Below are 20,105 nucleotides of genomic sequence, written 5' to 3' on the forward strand. Positions count from 1 at the left end.
GCCCCGTGCGGGAGGCAGGTGCGCGCATCTGTCTTCCGTCAGCACCTTGCCGCATCGCCCCCTCGCCCCTATAACCTTGGGAAACAATCCTGGAGAGACCGATGACCGAGGCTGCCGGCAAGACGACGATCGATGACGCACAGGTCGAGTGGTTCTCGAAGATGGCGGCGGAGTGGTGGAACCCGCACGGCAAGTTCAAGCCGCTGCACAAGTTCAATCCGGTGCGCATCAGCTATATCCGCGAAAAGGCCTGCGGTCATTTCGGCCGCGACGAGAAGCTGGCCCGCCCGCTGGAGGGGCTGCGCGTGCTCGATGTCGGCTGCGGCGGCGGGCTGCTGTCGGAGCCGATGGCGCGCATGGGCGCAAGCGTCGTGGGCATTGACCCCGCGGAAAAGAATATCGGCATCGCCAGGACCCATGCCGCCGAAAGCGGCGCGCCGGTGGATTACCGCGCCGTCACGGCGGAAAAGCTTGCCGAGGAGGGCGAGAGCTTCGATATCGTGCTCAACATGGAAGTGGTCGAGCATGTCGCCGATGTCGATTTCTTCCTCACGACCTGCGCGTCGCTGGTGAAGCCGGGCGGCATGATGTTCGTCGCCACCATCAACCGCACGCTGAAGGCAGGCGCGCTGGCGATTTTCGCCGCCGAGCGGGTGCTGCGCTGGCTGCCGCCCGGCACCCACCAGTATGAGAAGCTGGTCCGCCCGGAGGAGATCGAGACGCCGCTGAAGGCGTCCGGCATGACGCCCGTGGAGCGGCAGGGCGTGTTCTACAGCCCGCTGACCGATAGCTGGAACCGCTCGAAGGATACCGACGTCAACTACATGGTGCTGGCGGTAAAGCCGGAGGCCTGACCGGGCCAGACGGGTTTGCGCCGCGTCAGTTGAAAACTTCGTTCGGATAGACGCCCCAGATATCCTTCTGGTGCATATAGCCCTTGACGCCCTTGACCGAGAGCTCGCACCAGGTACCGTCGCATTCTTCAAGATTCACGATCACGCCGGGTTCCACGCTCGCGACATCGCGCGCCGAATCATCCTTGCCGGCCTTCAGCGCCAGAAAGTTCTTGTCGTCCGCATTGCCGTCGCGCAGCCAGGGCGCGATCATGGCGTTGCGCTGGGAGGAGAGCACGGAGACATGCATCCAGCCCTCGGTGCCGTCGGCATCGCGCACCTGCCGCCAGACGCTGTATTCCTCGGTGATTTCGACGGGAAGGCCGGGACGCTTGTAGATCCATTTGGTGGCGTAGTTGAAGCCGGGACCGACGCGCATGCGGGCGCGATCCGGCTTGATCATGGCAAAACGCGGCAGCGGCCCGCCCGAAGCGCCCTTGCGCTCGGTCTGCGCCATCGCCGGCTCCAGCATGGCGAAGACAAGCAATGTGCAGATCAGCAATCTTGCCAGACGACGCATATGACCTCTTCGAATGCCGTTTTCCCGGCCTTGGTTGTTTGTTTGCGCGGGTTTGCGGCCACACGCCTGCCCTTTCAGCGAGGGATTTACGTGTCCGAAGCGGTTTTCATCACGGGAAGAACCGCTTCAGGTGGAAAAGCGCCCTCATTATGTGCATTATCGCCCGACATGATTAATGAGCTGTTAACCGATGAATAACCCCAGAAAGCCCGTCGTCGTCGTCACCCGCAAGCTGCCCGCTTCGGTGGAGGCGCGGATGGGGGAGCTGTTCAGCGTCGAGCTGAACCATGACGACCGGCCCTTTTCGCGCGAAAGGCTCGCCGAGGCCATGGCCCGCGCCGACGTGCTGGTGCCGACGCTGACCGACACGATCGACGCCCAGCTGATCGAAAAGGCCGGTCCGAGCCTGAAGCTGATCGCGAGCTTTTCCAACGGCATCGACAATGTCGATGTCGATGCCGCCGCCCGCAAGGGCATCACCGTCACCAATACGCCGAATGTGCTGACCGAGGACACCGCCGACATGACCATGGCGCTGGTGCTGGCGGTGCCGCGCAGGCTGGCAGAGGGGGCGCGGCTGCTCGCCGGAAACGCGCCGGACAGCTGGCAGGGCTGGAGCCCGACATGGATGCTCGGACGGCGCATCTGGGGCAAGCGGCTCGGCATTGTCGGCATGGGACGCATCGGCACGGCGGTTGCGCGCCGGGCCAAGGCCTTCGGGCTTTCGGTGAACTACCACAACCGCAACCGCGTCAATCCGCAGACGGAGGCGGAGCTGGAGGCGACCTATTGGGACAGCCTCGACCAGATGCTTGCAAGGGTCGATATCGTGTCGGTCAACTGCCCGTCGACGCCGGCGACCTATCACCTAATCTCGGCCCGCCGGCTGGCGCTGCTGAGGCCCGAGGCCTACATCGTCAACACCGCGCGCGGCGACGTCATCGACGAGGCGGCGATGATCCGCTGCCTGGAAGAGGACCGCATAGCCGGCGCCGGGCTCGATGTGTTCGAGAACGAGCCGGCGATCAATCCGCGGCTTCTTGAGCTGGCCAAGGCCGGTAAGGCCGTGCTGCTGCCGCATATGGGCTCGGCCACGCTCGAAAGCCGGATCGACATGGGCGACAAGGTGATCATCAATATTCGCACCTTCTTCGACGGCCATCGTCCGCCCAACCGGGTGCTGCCGGGGCGTATCTGAGCCACTTCAGCCCATGACCCTCAGCGGCGTACCCGCCCTCAGATGAGGCAGCAACACGCGCATTGCCGCCGGGGCGATCGCCACGCATCCGGCGGTCGGCGAGAAATCCGGGCGGGCGAGGTGGAAGAACACCGCAGAGCCGCGATTGCGGGCACGCGAGCGCATGTTCCAGTCCATCACGATCACGAGGTCGTAAATGCCGTCGTCGCGCTGCAGGCGTTCATGGCGCGCGGCGAAAGGCAGGCGGACGGGGCGGTTGTAATTCGGCGAAGCGGGCGCGTCGCACCAGCCGTCTTCGGCTTTCGTTGCCCTGATGCGAAGACCTGAATGCGGCCAGCGCTGCCGATGCCGGGCGTCGCGATAGCCGTAGAGCAGCGCCATCGCGGCAATCGGAGTCTTGCCGTCGCCCTCGCGCTTCACGGCCGTCATCCCGTTCCGGCCGATCGCCGCGCGGAAGCGGAGCGGCCCGAAGGCAAGGATCGCGTTGTGGGCGGCCCCCGGCGCGCGGCGCACCGTGATCGTACCCCGTTTCTTCGCGGAACGGCTGGTTTTCTTCACTTTTTTTTGCTTTGTGCGTGAAATCATATAGTTTCATAGCAATACGCCCGGCCATGGCGTATCGCAATGGTCTTCGGGGATGCGAGACAGAGGGCAGGTGCGGATGACAGAGCGGACGATACTTCTCGTCGATGACGACGCGGATTTGCGCGAGACGCTGGTGGAACAGCTCGAGCTCTACGACGAGTTCATCCTTCGCTCCGCTGATTGCGCGGCCAAATCGCTGAAGATGCTGCGCGAGGAACAGATCGATCTTCTGATCATGGATGTCGGCCTGCCGGATATGGATGGCCGCGAGGCGGTGAAGATCGCGCGCAAGAACGGCTACAAGGCGCCGATCATCATGCTGACCGGCCACGATACCGACAGCGACACCATTTTAGGGCTCGAGGCGGGCGCCAACGACTATGTCACCAAGCCGTTCCGCTTCGCCGTGCTTCTGGCGCGCATCCGCGCCCAGCTTCGCCAGCACGAGCAGAGCGAGGACGCCACCTTCAATGTCGGGCCCTATGTGTTCAAGCCGGGCCAGAAGCTGTTTCATACCGCAGACGGCCAGAAGATCAGGCTCACCGAAAAGGAAGCCTCGATCATCCGCTATCTTTACCGCGCCGGCCAGAAGGTGGTAACTCGCGACATGCTTCTGGAAGAGGTCTGGGGCTATAATTCCGGGGTCACGACGCACACGCTCGAAACCCACGTCTACCGCCTGCGCCAGAAGATCGAGGAAGACCCGTCGAACGCGCGTATTCTGGTGACCGAAAACGGCGGCTACAAGCTGGTGCCCTGATAGGGCTTTGCCGGTTCGGGGGCAACGCGTTCGGGCGAGGGGGACGATAATAATGGCACTGTCTGACGACATCGCGACGCTGCGCCGCGCGGAGCTTTTTTCCGGTCTTTCGGCCGAGCAACTTCGCCTCATCGCCTTCACCATCGCACGGCTTTCACTTGATGCAGGCGACAGGCTGTTTGACGAGGATCAGGACAGCGCCGGCGCCTATATGCTCGAAAGCGGTCATCTCGATCTTCAGGCGGGCGGGCGCTCCGCCGGCATTGCCGGGCCCGGCAGTCTGCTGGCAGAGGCAGCGCTGATCAGCCCCGTGCCCCATCGTTTCGCCGCCCGCGCCAGCGCGCCATCGGAACTCCTGCTGATCCGCCGCGAGCAATTCCTGCGCCTGATCGAGGAATATCCCGATATCGGCCGGGAAATGGAAAACCGCCTGCGCCAGAGCTTCGCCGACATGGTCGGCGCGCTGAATGCGGTGAAGACGCGGCTTTCTGATTTTTAGGCTTCGTTCCGAAGGCTTCTACACCGGTTCGACGACCAGCTTGCCGCCGTCATTGCCGGTGATGCGCACCGTGGCGCCCTGAGCCGCGTCCGGCCCTTCCGCCGTCCATGTCGTGTCGTCCAGTTTGATGCGGCCCCGACCGTTGACGATCGCCTCGCTGACGATCGCGGTGCGGCCGATGAGGCTCGCCGCGCGCTGGTTCAGCAGCGGCTGGTCGGAGGTCGTGTCCCGGCGCGACAGCACCCGTCGCCCGACAAGGATGCTGACGAAGGCGAGCACGGCAAAGAGCACAAGCTGCAACTGCCACACCCAGAAGCCGAAGCCCTGGAAGGGCAGCGACAACAGGCCGAGGATCAGGGCCGCGATGCCAACCCAGATCAGGAACACGCCCGGCACGATCAGTTCGGCCACCAGCAGCAAGAGGCCGACGATGAACCAGCCCCAGGGACCGGACTCGGCGAAGAAGACGAGCAGCTCCATCGCCGTCAGCTTTCCTTGCTGGAGCGCGGCGGACGCACAGATGGGGTCGAGCGGGGCGCCGGCGGCGTTGCTGCCGCCTTGCCGCCGTCATCGCCGCCGAAGACTTCCTTGGCGATCTGGCCGATGCCGCCCAGCGAACCGATGAGGGAGGAAGCCTCCATCGGCATCAGCACGATCTTGGAATTCGTCGACGTGCCGATGGCTGCCATGGCTTCGGTATATTTCTGCGCCACGAAGTAGTTGATCGCGGTGACGTCCCCTTCGGCGATCGCGGTGGAGACCGAGCGGGTCGCGTTGGCCTCGGCCTCGGCCAGCCGTTCGCGGGCCTCTGCCTCGCGGTAGGCGGCCTCGCGTTCGCCCTCGGCTTCCAGAATGGCGGATTGCTTGGAGCCTTCCGCGCGGAGAATCTGGGCGGCGCGGTGTCCCTCGGCGTCGAGGATCTGCGCGCGCTTTTCGCGCTCGGCCTTCATCTGCCGGCCCATCGCCTCGACCAGATCGGCCGGCGGGCGGATATCCTTGATCTCGATGCGCGTTACCTTCACGCCCCACGGCTCGACCGCCAGATCGACGACGCGCAACAGGCGTTCATTGATGGAATCGCGGTTGGAGAGCAGTTCGTCGAGATCCATCGAGCCCATGACCGAGCGGATATTGGTCATGGTCAGATTGAGGACCGCCATCTCCAGATGGGCGACCTGATAGGCGGCGGAGGCCGGATTGAGGATCTGGTAGAAGCACACGGCATCGGCCTCGACGCTGGCATTGTCGCGGGTGATGACCTCCTGCTCCGGCACATCCAGCACCTGTTCCATAATGCTGATGCGCTTGCCGATCCGGTCGATGAACGGGATGATCAGGTTGAGGCCGGGGGTCAGCGTGCGGGTGTAGCGGCCGAAGCGCTCCACGGTATAGCCATAGCCCTGCGGCACGGTCTTGATCCCGGCGAACAGCGTCAGAAGGATCAGCACCGCCAGAATGATGATCGTGATGGAAAATCCTGTCAGTGCTTCCATGTCGTTTCCTCCTTCGGCCGGTTTCTCCGGCTATTATTCAATTTACCCAGCCCGACAGCTCGCGCGCAACCACGTGGTCGATCACCCGCATGCCCTCGTCGCTGTCGTTGAGACAGGGAATATGGGTGAATTTCTCGCCGCCATGCTCCATGAAGCTTTCGCGGGCCTGTTCGCCGATTTCCTCCAGCGTCTCCAGACAGTCGGAGACAAAGCCGGGGTTCATCACCGCGATCCGCTTGATGCCCTTTTTCGGCAGCGCCTCGACGGTCTTGTCGGTATAGGGCTGCAGCCATTCCTCCGGCCCGAAGCGCGACTGGAAGGTGATCATCAGCCGCTCCTTGGAAAGCCCCAGCCGCTCGCGCAACAGCCGCGCCGTCTTCTGGCACTGGCAGTGATAGGGATCGCCCTTCTTGAAATAGGACTGCGGGATGCCGTGGAACGAGGTGATGATCAGTTCCGGTTCCCAATCAAGCGTGGCGAGGTGGTTCTCGACCGAGTTCGCCAGCGCGTCGATATAGACCGGATCATCGTGATAGGGCGGCACGGTGCGCAGGGCCGGCTGCCAGCGCATGGCGAGCAGCGCCTCGAACGCCTTGTCGTTGACGGTCGCCGTGGTCGACGCCGCATATTGCGGGTAGAGCGGGTAGATCAGGATACGCTCGCAGCCGGCCGCCTTCAGCGCCTCGATGCGCGCGGGGATGGAGGGCTGGCCGTAGCGCATCGCCCAGTCGATCACCAGGTTTGGCGTGTCCGCGTATTGCGCGGCAAGCTTTTCGGCCTGGCTGCGGGTGTAGGTGCGCAGATAGCTCTCATCCAGATCGTTGTTCCAGATCAGCTTGTAGGCTTCGCCGACCTTGGCCGGGCGGCGGTTCAAAACGATGCCGTAGAGGATCGGATACCACAGCGCCCGCGGCCATTCGATCACGCGCTTGTCCTTCAGGAACTCCTCAAGATAGCGCCGCATCGAAGCCTTGTCGGTGCCGTCGGGCGTGCCGAGATTGACGAGCAGGACGCCGACCTTGCCGAAGGCGACGCTGGGGTGTTTGTCCGGCCATGCGGCATGCATTTCTGACATCGGCAGCCTTTCCATTGTTGTCGTTGTCGGTTGTCATATAACAACGCAAACAAGGCTTCGCCAGATTATACGGTGTCGCAGATGGATCGGGGCGGTGCTGGCTGCGCCAGCATGGCAGCCAGCGCATGCGAAGAGTGATTGAGCTTCAGACGCAGAAGGGGCTCTACAAAAGTTCATAAGCGTGAACGACGCACAGCGCCACGTCCCGCGTCCCGGACAGCCAGCCTTTCAGGAGTCATGCTCGTGCTTGACACGAGCATCGAGGCCCCACGGAGAACGTTGCCTGGACCCTCGGGTCAAGCCCGAGGGTGACCCGAAGAAAGGCGGGAGCCGCAAAATGCTGCTGAAGCCCAAGCGGCTCCCGAGACGCTTCTATTACTTCGCCACGTCGGTAATGCGGCCGTCGGTGTAAGGCTCGTAGGGGCTGTTCATGCCGATATATTCGGCAACGGCATCTTCCAGGTTGGGGCCGAAATCATAGGCGTTCATGCCCTTTTCGGCGAACACGGCATAGCCGTCGCCGCCCCCGCGCACATAATTGTTGGTGACGATGCCGTAGGTGGCGGTCTCGTCGATCGGCGTGAAGCCGCCATTGCCGTCGGCGACCTCGACCGAGACGACGCGGCTGCCCGGTTCCTTGCTGGAATCATAGGTGTATTTCATGCCGGCGACCTGCGGATAGCGCCCGGCGCCGTCCTCGATCTGCGACAGACCGTTTTCGAGTGCTGCGATCACGTCGGCGCCCTTGAGCTGGAAGGTCGCGACCGTGTTCTGGAACGGCAGCACGGTCAGCACTTCGCCCATGGTCACCGTCCCGGTGTCGATCGACGCGCGCACGCCGCCGCCGTTCTGGATCGCGAGCGTGATGCCCTGATCGGCGACGCGGGCGAGCATGGCGTCGGCCACGAGATTGCCCATCGAGCACTCCTCGGCGCGGCACACGGTGCGGTCGCCATTGACCTCGCCCGCGGTTTCGCCGACTTCCCGCTTCTTCAGCTCCTCAAGCGGCGCATCGAGTTCGGCGACCCGTGCCGCGAAGGCTTCGTCCGGGGTCACGGACGCATCAAGCAGGATTGGCGCGCCGGAAACGTCGATCACCTTGCCGTCATCATCGAAGGTGACGTTGAGATCGCCGAGATATTTGGAATAGGCATAGGCGGTGACGACCGGAACCTCTTCGCCCGACGGGTTCTTGACCATCGTCGGATAGGGGCCGGCGGCCTTGTCGTCGGTGCTGGAAAGCAGGGTGTGGCTGTGTCCGCCGACGATCACATCAATGCCGTCGACGGCGGCGGCGATCTCCTGGTCGCGCTTGTAGCCGACATGGGACAGAAGGATGATCTTGTTGACGCCCTCTGCCTCGAGTTCGGGAACCGCCTTCTGCAGATACTCGATCTCGTCCTGGAAGGTGATCTTGGGGCCGGGCGATGACGTCTCGTCGGTATCGGTTGCCAGTACCGAAACGACCCCGACCTTCTCACCGTCGAAATCGAAGATCTCATAACCCTCGAACTTGCCGTGAACGATGCTGTCTTCGGCCGCGATCGTGTTGCCCGAGAGAATCGGGAAATCGATGGCGTCGATAAAGGCAAGCAGTTCTTCCGGGCCGTCGTCGAACTCGTGATTGCCGATCGCCATCGCATCGAAGCCGATGTCATTCATGAATTCGGCGATCGGCTCGCCCTTGTAATGGGTGTAGAACAGCGAGCCCTGAAACTGGTCGCCGGCATCGAGAACCAGCAGGTTCTCGCCTTCATTGTCGGCGCGCTTCTGGTCGATGGCGGTCTTGACCCTGGCAATGCCGCCGAAGCATTCGCCGGCGGCATCGTCTTCCGCCGAGCAGGTCGAATCATACTTGTTGATCGATTCGATGCGCGAATGGAGGTCGTTGATATGCAGGATTTCGAGCTCGAAATCGGCAAGGGCGCTGCCGGCTGAAAGGGTCAGCGCGGTTGCCGCGAAGAGGGCGGCTTTCGAAAGGGAATGCATGGCAAACTCCTGGTGCAGAATGAAATCGCGGCACTTGCCGCCCGGCACTTAACTTTACACGGGAATGTGACGACGTTTTAAACGGTTGCGTCAAGTGCCGATTTCAGGAGAGGCCATAAAAGCGGGCCTCCCGACCGTTCCGGCCGGGAAAAGGCGGGCCGCCAGACCGCGTCGTCAGAAACTGGCGCCGGTCTGCGCGCCGGAGAAATTCACCGACGGTGTCGTGGCGGGCATCGATGCCGGCGGCGTCATGGTGTTGGCCGGCATCGCTTGGGCGGGTTGAGCGCTCGCCACCTGCTGGGACAGGTCCGGCAGGGTGAAGCCGACGGGAGCCATGCTCGGCTTGTAGAGCGAGAATTTCGCGCCCTGGCTCGGCGTGCAGTTCATCAGATAGGGAGCCACCAGCGCGCAGTTGACCCTGGACTGGGTCCGGCGCAGCACCGAGGTCAGCTCGATTTCGATCAGATTGCCGGTCTCGGCATAGGTGCCGATGGCGAGCGTGGTGTTGCTGTCGGCCGAAAGCGTCTCGAACCGGCCGCCGGCAAAGCGCGATATGATCCCGTCCTTGTCGCGCCACTCGCCATCAACGGCGGAAACGGGAGCCTGGGGTGCCGACGGCGTCGTGGGCAGCCGGCCGGACTGGGGCGTGGTGGTGCAGGAAGCGGCAAGCACTGTGCAGCAGACGAGGGTCAGGATCGGGATCGTTTTCACGGGCGCGCTCTTTCGCAATCGGTTCGGGTACAAGAAAGGCTTATCTGGCTTCAAAAATCAACTGCAAGAGGGCTGACTTGGTTCCATCCCCGCCGCACCGTTGCATGGAAGGCTCACTGTCCGCGTGCGTGTCAGTGCCACAGAATCAAACCCGGCATATGCCGAAACTTGCCTGTGTTTTCCGCCGTCGCGGACGATGAACCAGTATCCACCGGACCCGAAACTGTTCTATTGAGAGGCAAACGCGAAAAGGAGGCGGCGCATGGCGGAAAAGCCGAGAATCAGAATTGTCTATTGCAGCATGTGCAACTGGCTGATGCGTTCGGCATGGATGGCGCAGGAACTGCTCTCGACCTTCTCGCTTGAAATCGGCGCGGTCACGCTCGAGCCGCGCACTGGCGGCATTTTCGAGATCTGGGTTGATGACGTCCTGATCTGGGAGCGTAAGCGCGATGGCGGCTTTCCCGGCCCCAAGGAGCTCAAGCAGAAGGTCCGCGACATCATCGATCCCGATCGCGATCTCGGCCATGTCGATCGCGCGGGCGAGCCCGGAAAGCAGGACTGAGGCGACAGGCGACAGGCGTGGCCGAGGCGAACAGCTTTTTTGTCGCGAAAACGTCAAATACCCGTTGACTAATGCCGCCACGCCTCTTAAACGAGCCGTCATTGCCCAGATGGCGGAATTGGTAGACGCGCCAGCTTCAGGTGCTGGTACTCGCAAGGGTGTGGAGGTTCGAGTCCTCTTCTGGGCACCAATTCATCTCGATATCCTGATTTTGTTTTGCCTCGCTATTCTAGCGGGAACCGGACGGCTGTTGTCGCGCCGACCGTCATTGATGCCGTATAAGTCGTGCGCTTTGACAGAATTTCCCGGTTCGGTTGTAGTCTACCTTCGGGATTTGAAATAAAACACCCCAATAGTAACAATTTATACAATCATTAGTATTGCCTGTATCAGGTTTTTCAATTATTCATATATTGAAATATACAGCTATTGTGCAACAGGGCGCGCCTCAGAAAATATAAAAGGGAGGTGAAGGAATGCATGATATTAGTGCGGAGAATCAGGAGCGCGCTGGGCGCTGGCTGATTGAAGAATCAAAGAAAACGAGAATGCTGAGGTCCATAGAAACGTCCTTGGATCTTGCCATCAAGCTGGGTTACAGCGCTGCCGCGGTTCGTATGTATGGAGCACTCGAGCTTATACATAATGAAAAGGACCTCGGAGAAGATTAGTGATCGCGTATAACGCGTCGCCGAGTAAAGATCCGGCGGCGCGTTCTGTCGAAGGACTCTAACGTCTTTCCGCCAGCCATTTCTGCGCACCGCCAATATCCATCGGTCTGCCGAACAGGTAGCCCTGGCCCAGATCGACCTTGAGGCGGAGCAGGGTTGCGTATTCCTCTTCGGTTTCCACGCCTTCGGCGATGGTGAGCGCGCCGGTCTGGCGGGCGAAGTCGACCATGCCGAGGACCAGCGCCTGCTTGGCGAGGTTGGAATTGATGTCGCGCACCAGTTCGATATCGAGCTTCAGGATATCGGGGCGCATGCGCAGAAGCGCGATAAGGCCAGAGAACCCGGCGCCGACATCGTCGGCGGCGGTGCGTATGCCCCGCTCACGCAGCGCGTCGAGCGCGGTTGCGAGCTCGTTGAAATCCTCCGCCACGTCGTGCTCGGTAATCTCCACCACAAGACGCTCCGGCGATATATTGCCGATTGCTTCAAGCAGGGCCCCGCTGGCAATGGTCTGCGGCGAAGCATTGAAGCCGATCGCCATCTCCTGCGGGAGTTGATCGAGCAATGCCAGCGATTTGCCCACAGCCGCAATTTCGAGCTCAACCTGTCGGCCAACCTTTCGGGCCTCCTCGAACCAGATATTGGGCGGGCCGCCGCCTTTAAACCGCGACAGAGCCTCGAACTTGATCGGCCGCAGGGTTTCCAGATCCACCACCGGCTGCAGCACGATCCTGAAACCGTCGTCAACCAACGCGCTGTCGAGGCGCGCATTGATGTCGGTGATCTCGGCGCGACGGCGCAAGCCGTCGTTGATCTGGTTCGCGGCAAGCCCGGCAAAGGTCTCCATGACTGCAAGGTCGCGCTCGCCAAGGCTTGGATGCGGCGTGGTGCGCAGGCAGCAGAGCATGCCGTAAACCTGGCCATTGTCGCGGTAGACCGGCAGGCTCAGATGCGCGCCAATCGGCACGTTGCGCGTGATCGGCATGGCCACGGCGAGCGGGTGCTGGCTGGTGTCGGTCATCAGGTTCGGCAACACGCCGTCGAGAATGTGCTGGCAGTAGACCTCGGAAAGCGGGATGACCGATCCCGGGCTGATAAGCGCCTCGAAACCCGGCGCGCTGACCGCGCGGAAAACGGACTGGCCGTCGACGATCTCGGAAAGATAGGCGACCTCCATGTCGAAATGCTTGCGCACCGTCTCAAGGATAATATCGACGGCATCCCTGGGCTGGTCTATCGGGCCCAGGGTCAGGTTCAGGGGTAGGCGACCCATCGTTTTGCGTCCGCTGTTTCGTGCTCGTCGGCATGCTACAGCGGTTCGTGTGTCGACGTCCAGTTTGAAGGTGCGTCGTGCGCAACGGAACGACCGCTTTGGTGTTGAATTTCTTGCCTTTTGTCAAGTCTGGACCCTGAAATGGTCGCCTTCAAGCTTCACCGCGTGGCCGCTCATGGCCGATTGCTGCGCGGCATGGCCCATGGCGACGGCCCACCAGCCATCCTCGAGGCTTACCTCTACCGGGCGCGAACCGGCGATCGCGGCGACGAAGCTTTGATGCTGGTAGAAGGTCGAGCCATTGTGATCACCGGCCATCAAGAGCGTCGGATCGACCGGGACTACGGCTTCGCGCGGCCCCTTGGGATTGCGCGGGGAATAGACCATGCGGGCTTCCGGCGGCGCTCCGAGTTCGGCCGGCCAGAAGCGGGTCGGGCCGGGCACGTGGCATTCGATCTTGCCTTCGGGGCCGATCGCCGAAATCTCCTCCTGAAACCGCGCACCTTCCGCGAACATGCAAAGCTCCAGCGCCGCGCGGCTGCCCGAGGCGAAGTCGACGATCACATAGGCGTGGTCCCAGACATCCGGCCGTTCATGGCCGTCGATCATCTCGTCGCGGTGATTGAAGGCCTGACCGCCGCTTGCCATGATCCTGACCGGATCGCTTTTCATCACCAGCCGCATCAGGTCGAAGAAATGGCAGCATTTCTCCACCAGCGTGCCGCCGGAATAGCGGTTGAAGCGGTTCCAGTTGCCGACCTTGGTGAGAAACGGAAAGCGATGTTCGCGGATGGTCAGCATCCGCACGCCGCCGGTCACGCTGTCTGCCTCGCTCAAAAGGCGGGCGATCGGCGGCATGTAGCGGTATTCCATCGCCACCCAGACAGGGGCCGGATAGTTCGCCTTGAAGGCGCTCACCCGGGCGGTATCGCCGGGATCGGTGAAAAGCGGCTTTTCCACCATCAGCGGCAGCGGCCGCGTGCGGGCGATCTCCTCCATCTGCGACAGGTGCAGGTGGTTGGGGCTGGCGATCAGCAGGCAGGTGATCGCCTCCACCGCAAGCAGGTCGGTGAGGCTGTCGCAGAGCTTTGCCTCAGGCGCAAGCGCTGCCGCTTTCGCGCGCATCTCCGGATCGGGCTCGAAGATCGCGCCGATTTCCGCCTCGGGCAGAAGCGCGATATTGCGCAGATGCTCCTGCCCCATCATACCGCAGCCGATAATGCCGTAGATTGCCTTCACCTCAGCCCCTCCTATTTGAGCCGCGCGACATAACGCACCACCGCCGGGTCAAACCATGTGTATGAAAACTCCGCCTTCTCGCCGTCCCGATCAAACGAGACCCGCTGCACCTCGGGAACCGGCGCGCCGGAGGCAAGGCCGAAATCGTCCGGCGCCCAGTCCGGCGCGTGGCCAAGCCCGATCCGGTCCTCGGCCCGCGTGATCCAGAGCCCCAGTCGGGTGCGGTAATGGAGATAGAGGCTTTCGGAAAGATCGGTGATGGTGAGCGTCTCGGCATAGGCCGCGTCGAGCCAGATTTCCTCAAGCGCCGCAAATTGCTTGCCGACATAGCGGCGGCGGCGGATCCGGTGGGCCTTGGCCGAGGCGCCGAAATTCGGCAGGCTGTCCGGCTTTTCCAGAAGGTCCACCGAAAGCGTTCTCGCCGTCGGCAGGCCGCCGCCTTCGATCAGCTCCAGCCGGAACATGGTGTAGACGCTCGCCGGATCGGCGATCGCGCGCACGTAATTGCCGGAGCCCTGGCGGCGTTCCAGCAGCCCGCGCGTCTCCAGTTCGGTGAGCGCCTTGCGCAGCGTCCCGACCGCGACGTTGAGTTCGGCGGCGAGCTTGCGTTCGGGCGCGAGCTTCTCGCCGTCGACCAGCCGTCCCGCCGCCAGATCGCGCACGATCAGTTCGACGATCTGAAGATAGACCGGAAGGCTGCCGTCATTGCGGGATTTCATCGTCACCTCAAAATTGATACACTATTGATTTACTTAAAATTTGATGATACGCAAGCAGAAAATTGGGAGAAACGCATGACCGTCGTGCCCGTGACATCCGCCGACCTGAACGCTGCCGAAGTGTCGTGGTTTTCCGCGCTGTGTTCGGATGACTACGCCTATCTCGGCGTGCCGGACGGCAGCCTGCGCTCGTCCTTCGACCATTGCTCGGCGATCGTGAAGACGGCGGAGGCGCATGGCTTCCGCAACATCCTGTGTCCGTCCTCCTATCAGGTGGGGCAGGATACGCTGAGCTTCGTGGCGGGATGCGCGCCGATTACGGAAAAAATCAATTTCCTGGCGGCGATCCGCTGCGGCGAGATGCAGCCGATCATGCTGGCGCGCACGGTCGCCACTCTCGATCACATGCTGAAGGGTCGGCTGACGCTGAACGTGATCTCTTCCAATTTTCCGGGCGAAGAGGCCGACAGCGCCTATCGCTATCGCCGCAGCCACGAGGTGGTGGAGATCCTGCGTCAGGCCTGGACCCGCGACGAGATCAATTACGACGGCGAAATCTATCAGTTTCACAAGGTGACGACCGAGCCCGCGCGGCCCTATCAGCAGAATGGCGGGCCGCTGCTCTATTTCGGCGGCTATTCGCCCGATGCGCTGGAGCTGTGCGGCGCGCAATGCGACGTCTATCTGATGTGGCCGGAGACGAAGGACCAGCTCGCCGAGCGGATGAAAGCCGTTCACGCGCGCGCCGCAGCCCATGGCCGCACGCTCGATTACGGCCTGCGGGTCCATGTCGTCGTGCGCGATACCGAGAAGGAAGCGCGCGAATACGCCGATCATCTGGTCTCGAAGCTCGACGATGAATATGGAAGGCTGATCCGCGATCGTGCCCATGATGCCGCCTCGCTCGGCGTCTCGCATCAGGCCCGCGCCCGCGAACTGGCCGACCAGTTCGGCTATGTCGAGCCCAATCTGTGGACGGGGATCGGCCGTGCCCGTTCGGGCTGCGGCGCGGCGCTGGTCGGCTCCACCGATCAGGTGCTGTCGAAGCTTGCCGAATATCGCGACATGGGCATTCGCGCCTTCATCCTCTCCGGCTATCCGCATCTCGACGAGGCCGATCATTTCGGCACGAAAGTTCTGCCGGCGCTTGAGACCTGCTCGCTGCCGCATGTATATGACCGGGTTCCAGAAACCACACCGGCAACGCCGCTCGGCGTTGGAGAGAGGCATTGATGCAACGGGTCGATATCGCGAAGGATTTGAGTTTCAGCCGTCTGGTCTACGGCCTATGGCGCATCGCCGAGGGGGATGCGACGCCGAAAACCGTTCAGGCCAAGGTGGAGGCCTGCCTCGCGCAGGGCATCACCACCATGGACAATGCCGATATCTATGGCGGCTACACGGCTGAAGCCGTACTCGGCGGCGCGCTGAAGGCCTCGCCCGGCCTGCGCGACCGGATCGAGATCGTCACCAAATGCGGCATCGTCGCGCCGATGGGTCGGCATTCGGCCAAGCGGGTGAAGCATTACGACACGTCGGCGCAGCATATCCGCGCCTCGGTCGAGGCCTCGCTTCGGGACATGGGAACAGATCATGTTGATCTTCTTCTGATCCACCGTCCCGACCCGATGATCGACCCGGAGGAGACCGGCCGGGTGCTGGACGATCTGGTGGCCGAGGGCAAGATCCTTACCGCCGGCGTTTCCAATTTCCGCCCGCATGATTTCACCCTGCTGCAGGCCAATATGGAAAGCTGGCTCGCCACCAATCAGATCGAACTCGGCCTGCTGGCGACCGAGCCCTTCACCAATGGCGACCTCGCCTTTCTGCAGGAGCGCAAGCTGCCGGTGATGGCATGGTCTCCGCTCGGCGGGGGGCGGCTGTTCTCCGAAGCCGGCAAGCCACTGCTTTCCGCGCTTGAGACGATCGGCGCACGCTTCGGCGTCGATGCATCGGCGGTGGCGATCGCGTGGCTTCTGGCGCATCCGGCCAATATCCTGCCCGTACTCGGCACCAACAATCTCGACCGGATTGCCGCGATTGCCGATGCGGAAAAGGTCGAACTCGACCGCCAGGACTGGTTCGCCCTGTTCGGGACCGCGCGCGGATACGAGGTTCCTTAAGAAGAATGACATTGCACCGGATGGCGATCGCAAAAGACAATGTTTTCGTGCCCGACCCGGCCGATAGCCGCCGCTATCGCCATGCGCTCGGCGCGTTCTCAACCGGCGTCACCGTGGTCACGCTGCAGGGCGATGCCGGACCGCAGGGTATGACGGTCAACAGCTTCGCCTCGGTCTCGCTCGATCCGCCGCTGGTGCTGTGGTCGCCGGCCAAGTCTTCGCGCCGCCACGACCTGTTTTCCGGCGCGCGCCATTTCGCCATCCATGTGCTGAAGGCCGACCAGCACGACCTTTCCGCCCGCTTCACGCGTGGCGGAGCGGCGTTTGAAGGCCTCGACCATCACCTGAACGAAGAAGGCGTGCCGGTGCTCGCGGGAACGCTGGCGCGGTTCGAATGCGCCCGCGCCAATACCCATGAGGCCGGCGATCACACCATCGTCATCGGCCGGGTGCTACGCGCCGCCCACGGCGAAGGCGAACCGCTGATCTTCTCGCGCGGCGCCTTCGGCCGGTTTGCCCATCACGGCTGAGACGCCGCCCGCCCACCGGTTCGGTCTTCGAAAAGCCAGGGCGCGTCGGGCGTCCAGAAAATGATATCGACGCCAAGATAGTTCTCGGCGAAATCGACGAACTCCGCCCTGGTATAGGGCTTGCCGGTCTCGTCGTTCCTGTATTTCAGCGTGGGCTCCTGAATGGCCATCGCGACCACCGGCAGGCGGTCGTGATAATCGTGGAAGAACGGATAGGCGTTCTTCATCTGCCCCTTTCGATATGGCGCGATGTCGGGACCGCCAAGGCCGATGCCGTCCGCTGCCGCCGTCTCGAACAGCCGCTCCATATAACCGTGGTCGTTGTTCCATTCACAGGGCCAGAAATTCTCATACTGCACCACATTGCTCTCGGCGAAAACGGATCGGGCGTGGCGGAGATTGTCGAGCTCGGCATCGAAATAGGCGTCGCAGGAAAAGCCGGTCGTGTCGGCCTCCATATCGATATCGATCGCGGTTTCCGGGAGGTTGATGCCGGCAATGCGGCCGTCGAACTCCTCGGCGAGCGCCGTCAGCAAGGCCTGGAAGCGCGTCCGCAGCGCGTCGTTCCACTGGATCGCGGCCCAGCCCTGCTGAAAGGCCAGTTCCTCGCCATTGCCGTCCATCTGGGCCACGAGGCCGCCCTCATAGATCGGGTCGGTCAGGATATAGTCGGGGAGGCGACGGGCTTCGTTGGAAAAGAAACGGTCCTGGATCTGGATGAAGAATTGCTTGCCGAGCGCCTCCGTGCGGGCAAGATCCGCCTCGACCTCCGAGAAGTCATATACGCCTTCGCCGGGCTCGAGTTGCCGCCAGCTGTAGATCTGCTGGAGCCCCTCAATATCGGGCCGCTGCAACAGGCGCGTCAGCGTCACCTCATCGGCATCGCCCGAATAGATGAAATTCGCGGGCTCGGCCGCAGCGGCGGAAGCTGCCAGGTATGCCGCCGCCAGTAGAAACCTGAATGTCATCGCTTGTCCTCGACTGCCGGATCTGCCCGACTGCTTTGATGACGAGTATAGCGCCGAATGTGAAGTCCGGACGAAGGGGAAGGGCAGAGAGGAAAAAATGGTTACCGGCCTGTTAACCTCGTTTGGCAAGCGCCCGAAAGCGTTTGAAATTTCCTCGGGGACAACCCGGTCAGCGCCCGGCGACAAGTCCCGGCAGGACGCGCGTCACCGTGCGTTCGATGACGTCGACCAGAACCATGGTTTGGTGGTCGACCTCGATGTTCAGAAGGTCGTCGGGCTTGTAGCGGGAAAACGTGGTCTGGCGCAGGGTTTCCGGGATCAGGTTGATGGTAAACAGATTGTCCTCGACCTCCGCCACCGTCAGGCTGCAGCCGTTGACGGCTAGATAGCCGCGCGGAAAGATATATTTCGCCCATTCCTCCGGCACGCGGAAACGGATGAAGGCCCTTTCCTCCGCGGTGCTGATTGCTTCCACGGTGGCCGTTGTCGCCACATGGCCGGCGATCACGTGGCCGCCGTTTTCATCGGTCATCTTGGCCGAGCGTTCCAGATTGACGCCATCGCCTTTGGCAAGCGCCCCGAGATTGGTGCGCTCCAGAGTGGCATTCATGGCGTCGAAGGTGACGTTGTGGCCGGCAATCCCGGTGACCGACAGGCACACGCCCTCGATATTCACGCTGGCGCCGAGCTTCAGCCCTTCCAGCAATTCATCGGTGAAGGCGACCGTGAAGGTCTTGCCGCCGGGATAGGCGGTAATGTCGGAAAGCGGCCGGACGGCCTGGACGATGCCGGTATACATGGAATTCTCCCGTCGCGCGGGCACGGCGCGACCTTGCTCGAAATCATCGGATCGCCGGCAATATGAGCGGGCTTACGCCTGAAAACAAGTGCGCTGCCGAAGACGGTGCGTTCATGCCTTGGGCGGCAGGGAATAGGCGTTTTCGACGGCGATCGACAGCCATTCGTTGAAGGTCGCGTCCGGGCAGTCGTCGGCGTCGACATGGTAGAACCCGCTCATCTTGCGCCCGCCATGGACCATCGGCTCCGAACGTCCGAGCCGGGCGGCGGCATCGGCGTTTTCCTTGCCGATGCGGAACAGGTAATTGCCCTCGCCGGATTTCCGCCGGCTGACGGCGACCACCATATGGCCGTTCACCAGAAAGCAGAGCCCGCCGAACATCTTCTTCTCGCCGAGCCCCTCAAGGCCTTCGAGGCGGTCGCGCACACGGGCCGCCAGTTCCTCGTCAATGGCCATCGGCGCTCCCGTTGAGATAGGCCTTGAAGGCCTCGCCGTAATCGGGATGCCAGCGCGACAGCGGCGGGCGGTTTTCGACGATGTCGCCGATCGCCCACATCATCCGCTTTTTGTCGGTGGCGCGGTCGACCTCGCCATCGGGGCACAGAATGTAGAAATCGCCCGCCTCCAGGCTTTTCAGCATGAAGTCCACGGTCTGCTTCGGCGTCCACGCGCCCTTCGGCTTTTCATCGCGGCCATTGGCGGTCAACGGCGTGAACACAAAACCCGGGATCAGCAGATGCGCCTCGAGCCTGCAGCCCTCGATATTGCGCAATTCATGCTGCAGCGCCTCGGTGAACGCCTTCACCCCGGCCTTGGCGACATTATAGGCCGGGTTGCCGGGCGGCGTGGTGATGCCCTGCTTGGAGCCGGTGTTGATGATCATCGCCGGCTCGCCATGGGCGCGCATTTCGGGTGCGAAAATGCGGGTGCCGTTGATGACGCCGGTGAGGTTGACGCCGATGATCCGGTCCCATGGCGACTGCTTGCCGAAGATGGCGGTGCCGGGCTGGATGCCGGCATTGTTCATCAGCACGTGGATATTGCAGAAGGCGCGGTGGGCGGCGCGCTCCAGCTCCTCCAGCTCCGACAGATCGGAAACGTCGGTCGCATGCGCCAGCGCCTTCACGCCCTTCTTTTCGGCAAGTTCGGCCAGTTCGTCTCCGGCCCGCTTCAGCTTCTCGCCCTTCAGGTCGGCGATCATGACATTCATGCCGAGGTCGATGAAAGCTTTGGCGGCGGCAAGGCCGATGCCCGATGCACCGCCGGTGATGACAGCGGCGTTGCCCGCTTTCAGTGCAGGATGCTGGCTCATGATTTCCTCCCGTTTTCCGCTTTTTGCCGGGTCGCCGGGCGATCTGGCGCGCGGTTTGGCTTTGCTCATGACTTTTTGGCAGATGAAACTTCGTGTCAATGCGCAATTTGGCCAGACTGCGCGGCGCTTCGCCACGGTTTTCCTTGCGTGGCCGCGCAAAGCCGCTAAAACGGCTCACACATT

At 62.4% G+C, this 20,105-nt stretch carries 23 protein-coding genes and 1 tRNA gene; 10 read left to right on the forward strand and 14 right to left on the reverse strand.

The features are described 5' to 3' along the window. Positions 1-101 precede the first annotated feature (101 nt). Positions 102-854: a bifunctional 2-polyprenyl-6-hydroxyphenol methylase/3-demethylubiquinol 3-O-methyltransferase UbiG gene (gene ubiG / locus K7H91_RS10055; protein WP_230720094.1), complete on the forward strand. Its 753-nt coding sequence runs from the start codon at positions 102-104 to the stop codon at positions 852-854. A gap of 25 nt (positions 855-879) precedes the next feature. On the opposite strand, the gene K7H91_RS10060 is transcribed toward ubiG, so the two are convergent. Then, positions 880-1,413, reverse strand: a complete 534-nt coding sequence (locus tag K7H91_RS10060; protein ID WP_230720095.1) for an SH3 domain-containing protein — start codon at positions 1,411-1,413, stop codon at positions 880-882. 190 nt (positions 1,414-1,603) lie between these two features. On the opposite strand from K7H91_RS10060, the gene K7H91_RS10065 reads away from it, so the two are divergent. Continuing rightward, positions 1,604-2,611 carry a 2-hydroxyacid dehydrogenase gene (locus tag K7H91_RS10065; protein ID WP_230720096.1) on the forward strand — a complete coding sequence of 336 codons (1,008 nt, stop codon included), beginning with the start codon at positions 1,604-1,606 and terminating at the stop codon, positions 2,609-2,611. Between the two features lie 6 nt (positions 2,612-2,617). Here the strand turns inward: K7H91_RS10065 and K7H91_RS10070 are convergent, their stop codons facing one another. Further along, complete coding sequence (locus K7H91_RS10070; protein ID WP_230720097.1) at positions 2,618-3,196, reverse strand: L,D-transpeptidase family protein; 579 nt, start codon at positions 3,194-3,196, stop codon at positions 2,618-2,620. A 76-nt stretch (positions 3,197-3,272) separates the two neighbouring features. On the opposite strand from K7H91_RS10070, the gene K7H91_RS10075 reads away from it, so the two are divergent. Continuing rightward, complete coding sequence (locus K7H91_RS10075) at positions 3,273-3,956, forward strand: response regulator transcription factor (protein ID WP_230720098.1); 684 nt, start codon at positions 3,273-3,275, stop codon at positions 3,954-3,956. 52 nt (positions 3,957-4,008) lie between these two features. Next, complete coding sequence (locus K7H91_RS10080) at positions 4,009-4,455, forward strand: Crp/Fnr family transcriptional regulator (RefSeq protein WP_230720099.1); 447 nt, start codon at positions 4,009-4,011, stop codon at positions 4,453-4,455. An 18-nt stretch (positions 4,456-4,473) separates the two neighbouring features. Here K7H91_RS10080 and K7H91_RS10085 read toward each other — a convergent pair whose 3' ends face one another. The 5 genes from K7H91_RS10085 to K7H91_RS10105 form a co-directional block, all read right to left on the reverse strand. Continuing rightward, entirely contained in the window at positions 4,474-4,935 is a 462-nt protein-coding gene (locus K7H91_RS10085) for an NfeD family protein (protein ID WP_230720100.1), read from the reverse strand. Positions 4,936-4,940: 5 nt separating this feature from the next. Next, positions 4,941-5,948 (reverse strand): SPFH domain-containing protein, encoded by a 1,008-nt coding sequence (locus K7H91_RS10090; protein WP_230720101.1) that lies wholly within the window; start codon positions 5,946-5,948, stop codon positions 4,941-4,943. A gap of 37 nt (positions 5,949-5,985) precedes the next feature. Continuing rightward, positions 5,986-7,023, reverse strand: a complete 1,038-nt coding sequence (gene hemH, locus K7H91_RS10095) for a ferrochelatase (protein ID WP_230720102.1) — start codon at positions 7,021-7,023, stop codon at positions 5,986-5,988. A 375-nt stretch (positions 7,024-7,398) separates the two neighbouring features. Continuing rightward, entirely contained in the window at positions 7,399-9,012 is a 1,614-nt protein-coding gene (locus tag K7H91_RS10100; protein ID WP_230720103.1) for a bifunctional metallophosphatase/5'-nucleotidase, read from the reverse strand. A gap of 174 nt (positions 9,013-9,186) precedes the next feature. After that, positions 9,187-9,723: a hypothetical protein gene (locus K7H91_RS10105; RefSeq protein WP_230720104.1), complete on the reverse strand. Its 537-nt coding sequence runs from the start codon at positions 9,721-9,723 to the stop codon at positions 9,187-9,189. Positions 9,724-9,985: 262 nt separating this feature from the next. Here K7H91_RS10105 and K7H91_RS10110 point away from each other — a divergent pair, with 262 nt between their 5' ends. The 3 genes from K7H91_RS10110 to K7H91_RS10120 all read left to right on the forward strand — a co-directional run bounded on the left by K7H91_RS10110 (position 9,986) and on the right by K7H91_RS10120 (position 10,959). Continuing rightward, complete coding sequence (locus K7H91_RS10110) at positions 9,986-10,288, forward strand: SelT/SelW/SelH family protein (RefSeq protein WP_230720105.1); 303 nt, start codon at positions 9,986-9,988, stop codon at positions 10,286-10,288. 103 nt (positions 10,289-10,391) lie between these two features. Continuing rightward, a tRNA-Leu gene (locus K7H91_RS10115) sits at positions 10,392-10,478 on the forward strand. Positions 10,479-10,764: 286 nt separating this feature from the next. After that, complete coding sequence (locus tag K7H91_RS10120; RefSeq protein WP_230720106.1) at positions 10,765-10,959, forward strand: hypothetical protein; 195 nt, start codon at positions 10,765-10,767, stop codon at positions 10,957-10,959. Positions 10,960-11,017: 58 nt separating this feature from the next. Here the strand turns inward: K7H91_RS10120 and K7H91_RS10125 are convergent, their stop codons facing one another. The 3 genes from K7H91_RS10125 to K7H91_RS10135 form a co-directional block, all read right to left on the reverse strand. Beyond that, positions 11,018-12,232: an EAL domain-containing protein gene (locus K7H91_RS10125; protein WP_230720107.1), complete on the reverse strand. Its 1,215-nt coding sequence runs from the start codon at positions 12,230-12,232 to the stop codon at positions 11,018-11,020. Positions 12,233-12,355: 123 nt separating this feature from the next. Continuing rightward, complete coding sequence (locus K7H91_RS10130; protein ID WP_330166000.1) at positions 12,356-13,471, reverse strand: Gfo/Idh/MocA family oxidoreductase; 1,116 nt, start codon at positions 13,469-13,471, stop codon at positions 12,356-12,358. Positions 13,472-13,482: 11 nt separating this feature from the next. Then, positions 13,483-14,190: a GntR family transcriptional regulator gene (locus tag K7H91_RS10135; protein WP_230720108.1), complete on the reverse strand. Its 708-nt coding sequence runs from the start codon at positions 14,188-14,190 to the stop codon at positions 13,483-13,485. A gap of 75 nt (positions 14,191-14,265) precedes the next feature. Here K7H91_RS10135 and K7H91_RS10140 point away from each other — a divergent pair, with 75 nt between their 5' ends. The 3 genes from K7H91_RS10140 to K7H91_RS10150 are packed head-to-tail and all read left to right on the forward strand — an operon-like array spanning position 14,266 to position 16,843. Beyond that, positions 14,266-15,423 carry an LLM class flavin-dependent oxidoreductase gene (locus K7H91_RS10140; RefSeq protein ID WP_230720109.1) on the forward strand — a complete coding sequence of 386 codons (1,158 nt, stop codon included), beginning with the start codon at positions 14,266-14,268 and terminating at the stop codon, positions 15,421-15,423. Next, positions 15,423-16,313: an aldo/keto reductase gene (locus K7H91_RS10145; protein WP_230720110.1), complete on the forward strand. Its 891-nt coding sequence runs from the start codon at positions 15,423-15,425 to the stop codon at positions 16,311-16,313. Before K7H91_RS10140 ends, K7H91_RS10145 begins: the two co-directional genes overlap by 1 nt. 20 nt (positions 16,314-16,333) lie before the next feature. Continuing rightward, positions 16,334-16,843, forward strand: coding sequence for a flavin reductase family protein (locus K7H91_RS10150; RefSeq protein ID WP_419197470.1), 510 nt, complete (start codon positions 16,334-16,336; stop codon positions 16,841-16,843). On the opposite strand, the gene K7H91_RS10155 is transcribed toward K7H91_RS10150, so the two are convergent. The 4 genes from K7H91_RS10155 to K7H91_RS10170 form a co-directional block, all read right to left on the reverse strand. After that, on the reverse strand, positions 16,834-17,811 hold the full coding sequence (locus K7H91_RS10155; protein ID WP_230720112.1) for a hypothetical protein: 978 nt from the start codon (positions 17,809-17,811) through the stop codon (positions 16,834-16,836). The genes K7H91_RS10150 and K7H91_RS10155 overlap by 10 nt on opposite strands. Positions 17,812-17,980: 169 nt before the next feature. Continuing rightward, complete coding sequence (locus K7H91_RS10160) at positions 17,981-18,610, reverse strand: riboflavin synthase subunit alpha (RefSeq protein WP_230720113.1); 630 nt, start codon at positions 18,608-18,610, stop codon at positions 17,981-17,983. Positions 18,611-18,721: 111 nt separating this feature from the next. Next, positions 18,722-19,066, reverse strand: a complete 345-nt coding sequence (locus K7H91_RS10165) for a TfoX/Sxy family protein (RefSeq protein ID WP_230720114.1) — start codon at positions 19,064-19,066, stop codon at positions 18,722-18,724. Beyond that, complete coding sequence (locus K7H91_RS10170) at positions 19,056-19,922, reverse strand: SDR family NAD(P)-dependent oxidoreductase (protein WP_230720115.1); 867 nt, start codon at positions 19,920-19,922, stop codon at positions 19,056-19,058. The genes K7H91_RS10165 and K7H91_RS10170 overlap by 11 nt, the downstream gene beginning before the upstream one ends. Between the last annotated feature and the right edge of the window lie 183 nt (positions 19,923-20,105).

The sequence above is a fragment of the Martelella mediterranea genome, assembly GCF_021021415.1.
Classification (GTDB): Bacteria; Pseudomonadota; Alphaproteobacteria; order Rhizobiales; family Rhizobiaceae; genus Martelella; species Martelella mediterranea_C.

Coding starts and splice junctions, on each gene's coding strand:
- ubiG (WP_230720094.1), top strand. CDS start 102: ATGACCGAGGCTGCCGGCAAGACGACGATCGATGACGCACAGGTCGAG.
- K7H91_RS10060 (WP_230720095.1), bottom strand. CDS start 1,413: ATGCGTCGTCTGGCAAGATTGCTGATCTGCACATTGCTTGTCTTCGCC.
- K7H91_RS10065 (WP_230720096.1), top strand. CDS start 1,604: ATGAATAACCCCAGAAAGCCCGTCGTCGTCGTCACCCGCAAGCTGCCC.
- K7H91_RS10070 (WP_230720097.1), bottom strand. CDS start 3,196: ATGATTTCACGCACAAAGCAAAAAAAAGTGAAGAAAACCAGCCGTTCC.
- K7H91_RS10075 (WP_230720098.1), top strand. CDS start 3,273: ATGACAGAGCGGACGATACTTCTCGTCGATGACGACGCGGATTTGCGC.
- K7H91_RS10080 (WP_230720099.1), top strand. CDS start 4,009: ATGGCACTGTCTGACGACATCGCGACGCTGCGCCGCGCGGAGCTTTTT.
- K7H91_RS10085 (WP_230720100.1), bottom strand. CDS start 4,935: ATGGAGCTGCTCGTCTTCTTCGCCGAGTCCGGTCCCTGGGGCTGGTTC.
- K7H91_RS10090 (WP_230720101.1), bottom strand. CDS start 5,948: ATGGAAGCACTGACAGGATTTTCCATCACGATCATCATTCTGGCGGTG.
- hemH (WP_230720102.1), bottom strand. CDS start 7,023: ATGTCAGAAATGCATGCCGCATGGCCGGACAAACACCCCAGCGTCGCC.
- K7H91_RS10100 (WP_230720103.1), bottom strand. CDS start 9,012: ATGCATTCCCTTTCGAAAGCCGCCCTCTTCGCGGCAACCGCGCTGACC.
- K7H91_RS10110 (WP_230720105.1), top strand. CDS start 9,986: ATGGCGGAAAAGCCGAGAATCAGAATTGTCTATTGCAGCATGTGCAAC.
- K7H91_RS10120 (WP_230720106.1), top strand. CDS start 10,765: ATGCATGATATTAGTGCGGAGAATCAGGAGCGCGCTGGGCGCTGGCTG.
- K7H91_RS10125 (WP_230720107.1), bottom strand. CDS start 12,232: ATGGGTCGCCTACCCCTGAACCTGACCCTGGGCCCGATAGACCAGCCC.
- K7H91_RS10135 (WP_230720108.1), bottom strand. CDS start 14,190: ATGAAATCCCGCAATGACGGCAGCCTTCCGGTCTATCTTCAGATCGTC.
- K7H91_RS10140 (WP_230720109.1), top strand. CDS start 14,266: ATGACCGTCGTGCCCGTGACATCCGCCGACCTGAACGCTGCCGAAGTG.
- K7H91_RS10145 (WP_230720110.1), top strand. CDS start 15,423: ATGCAACGGGTCGATATCGCGAAGGATTTGAGTTTCAGCCGTCTGGTC.
- K7H91_RS10150 (WP_419197470.1), top strand. CDS start 16,334: ATGGCGATCGCAAAAGACAATGTTTTCGTGCCCGACCCGGCCGATAGC.
- K7H91_RS10155 (WP_230720112.1), bottom strand. CDS start 17,811: ATGACATTCAGGTTTCTACTGGCGGCGGCATACCTGGCAGCTTCCGCC.
- K7H91_RS10160 (WP_230720113.1), bottom strand. CDS start 18,610: ATGTATACCGGCATCGTCCAGGCCGTCCGGCCGCTTTCCGACATTACC.
- K7H91_RS10165 (WP_230720114.1), bottom strand. CDS start 19,066: ATGGCCATTGACGAGGAACTGGCGGCCCGTGTGCGCGACCGCCTCGAA.
- K7H91_RS10170 (WP_230720115.1), bottom strand. CDS start 19,922: ATGAGCCAGCATCCTGCACTGAAAGCGGGCAACGCCGCTGTCATCACC.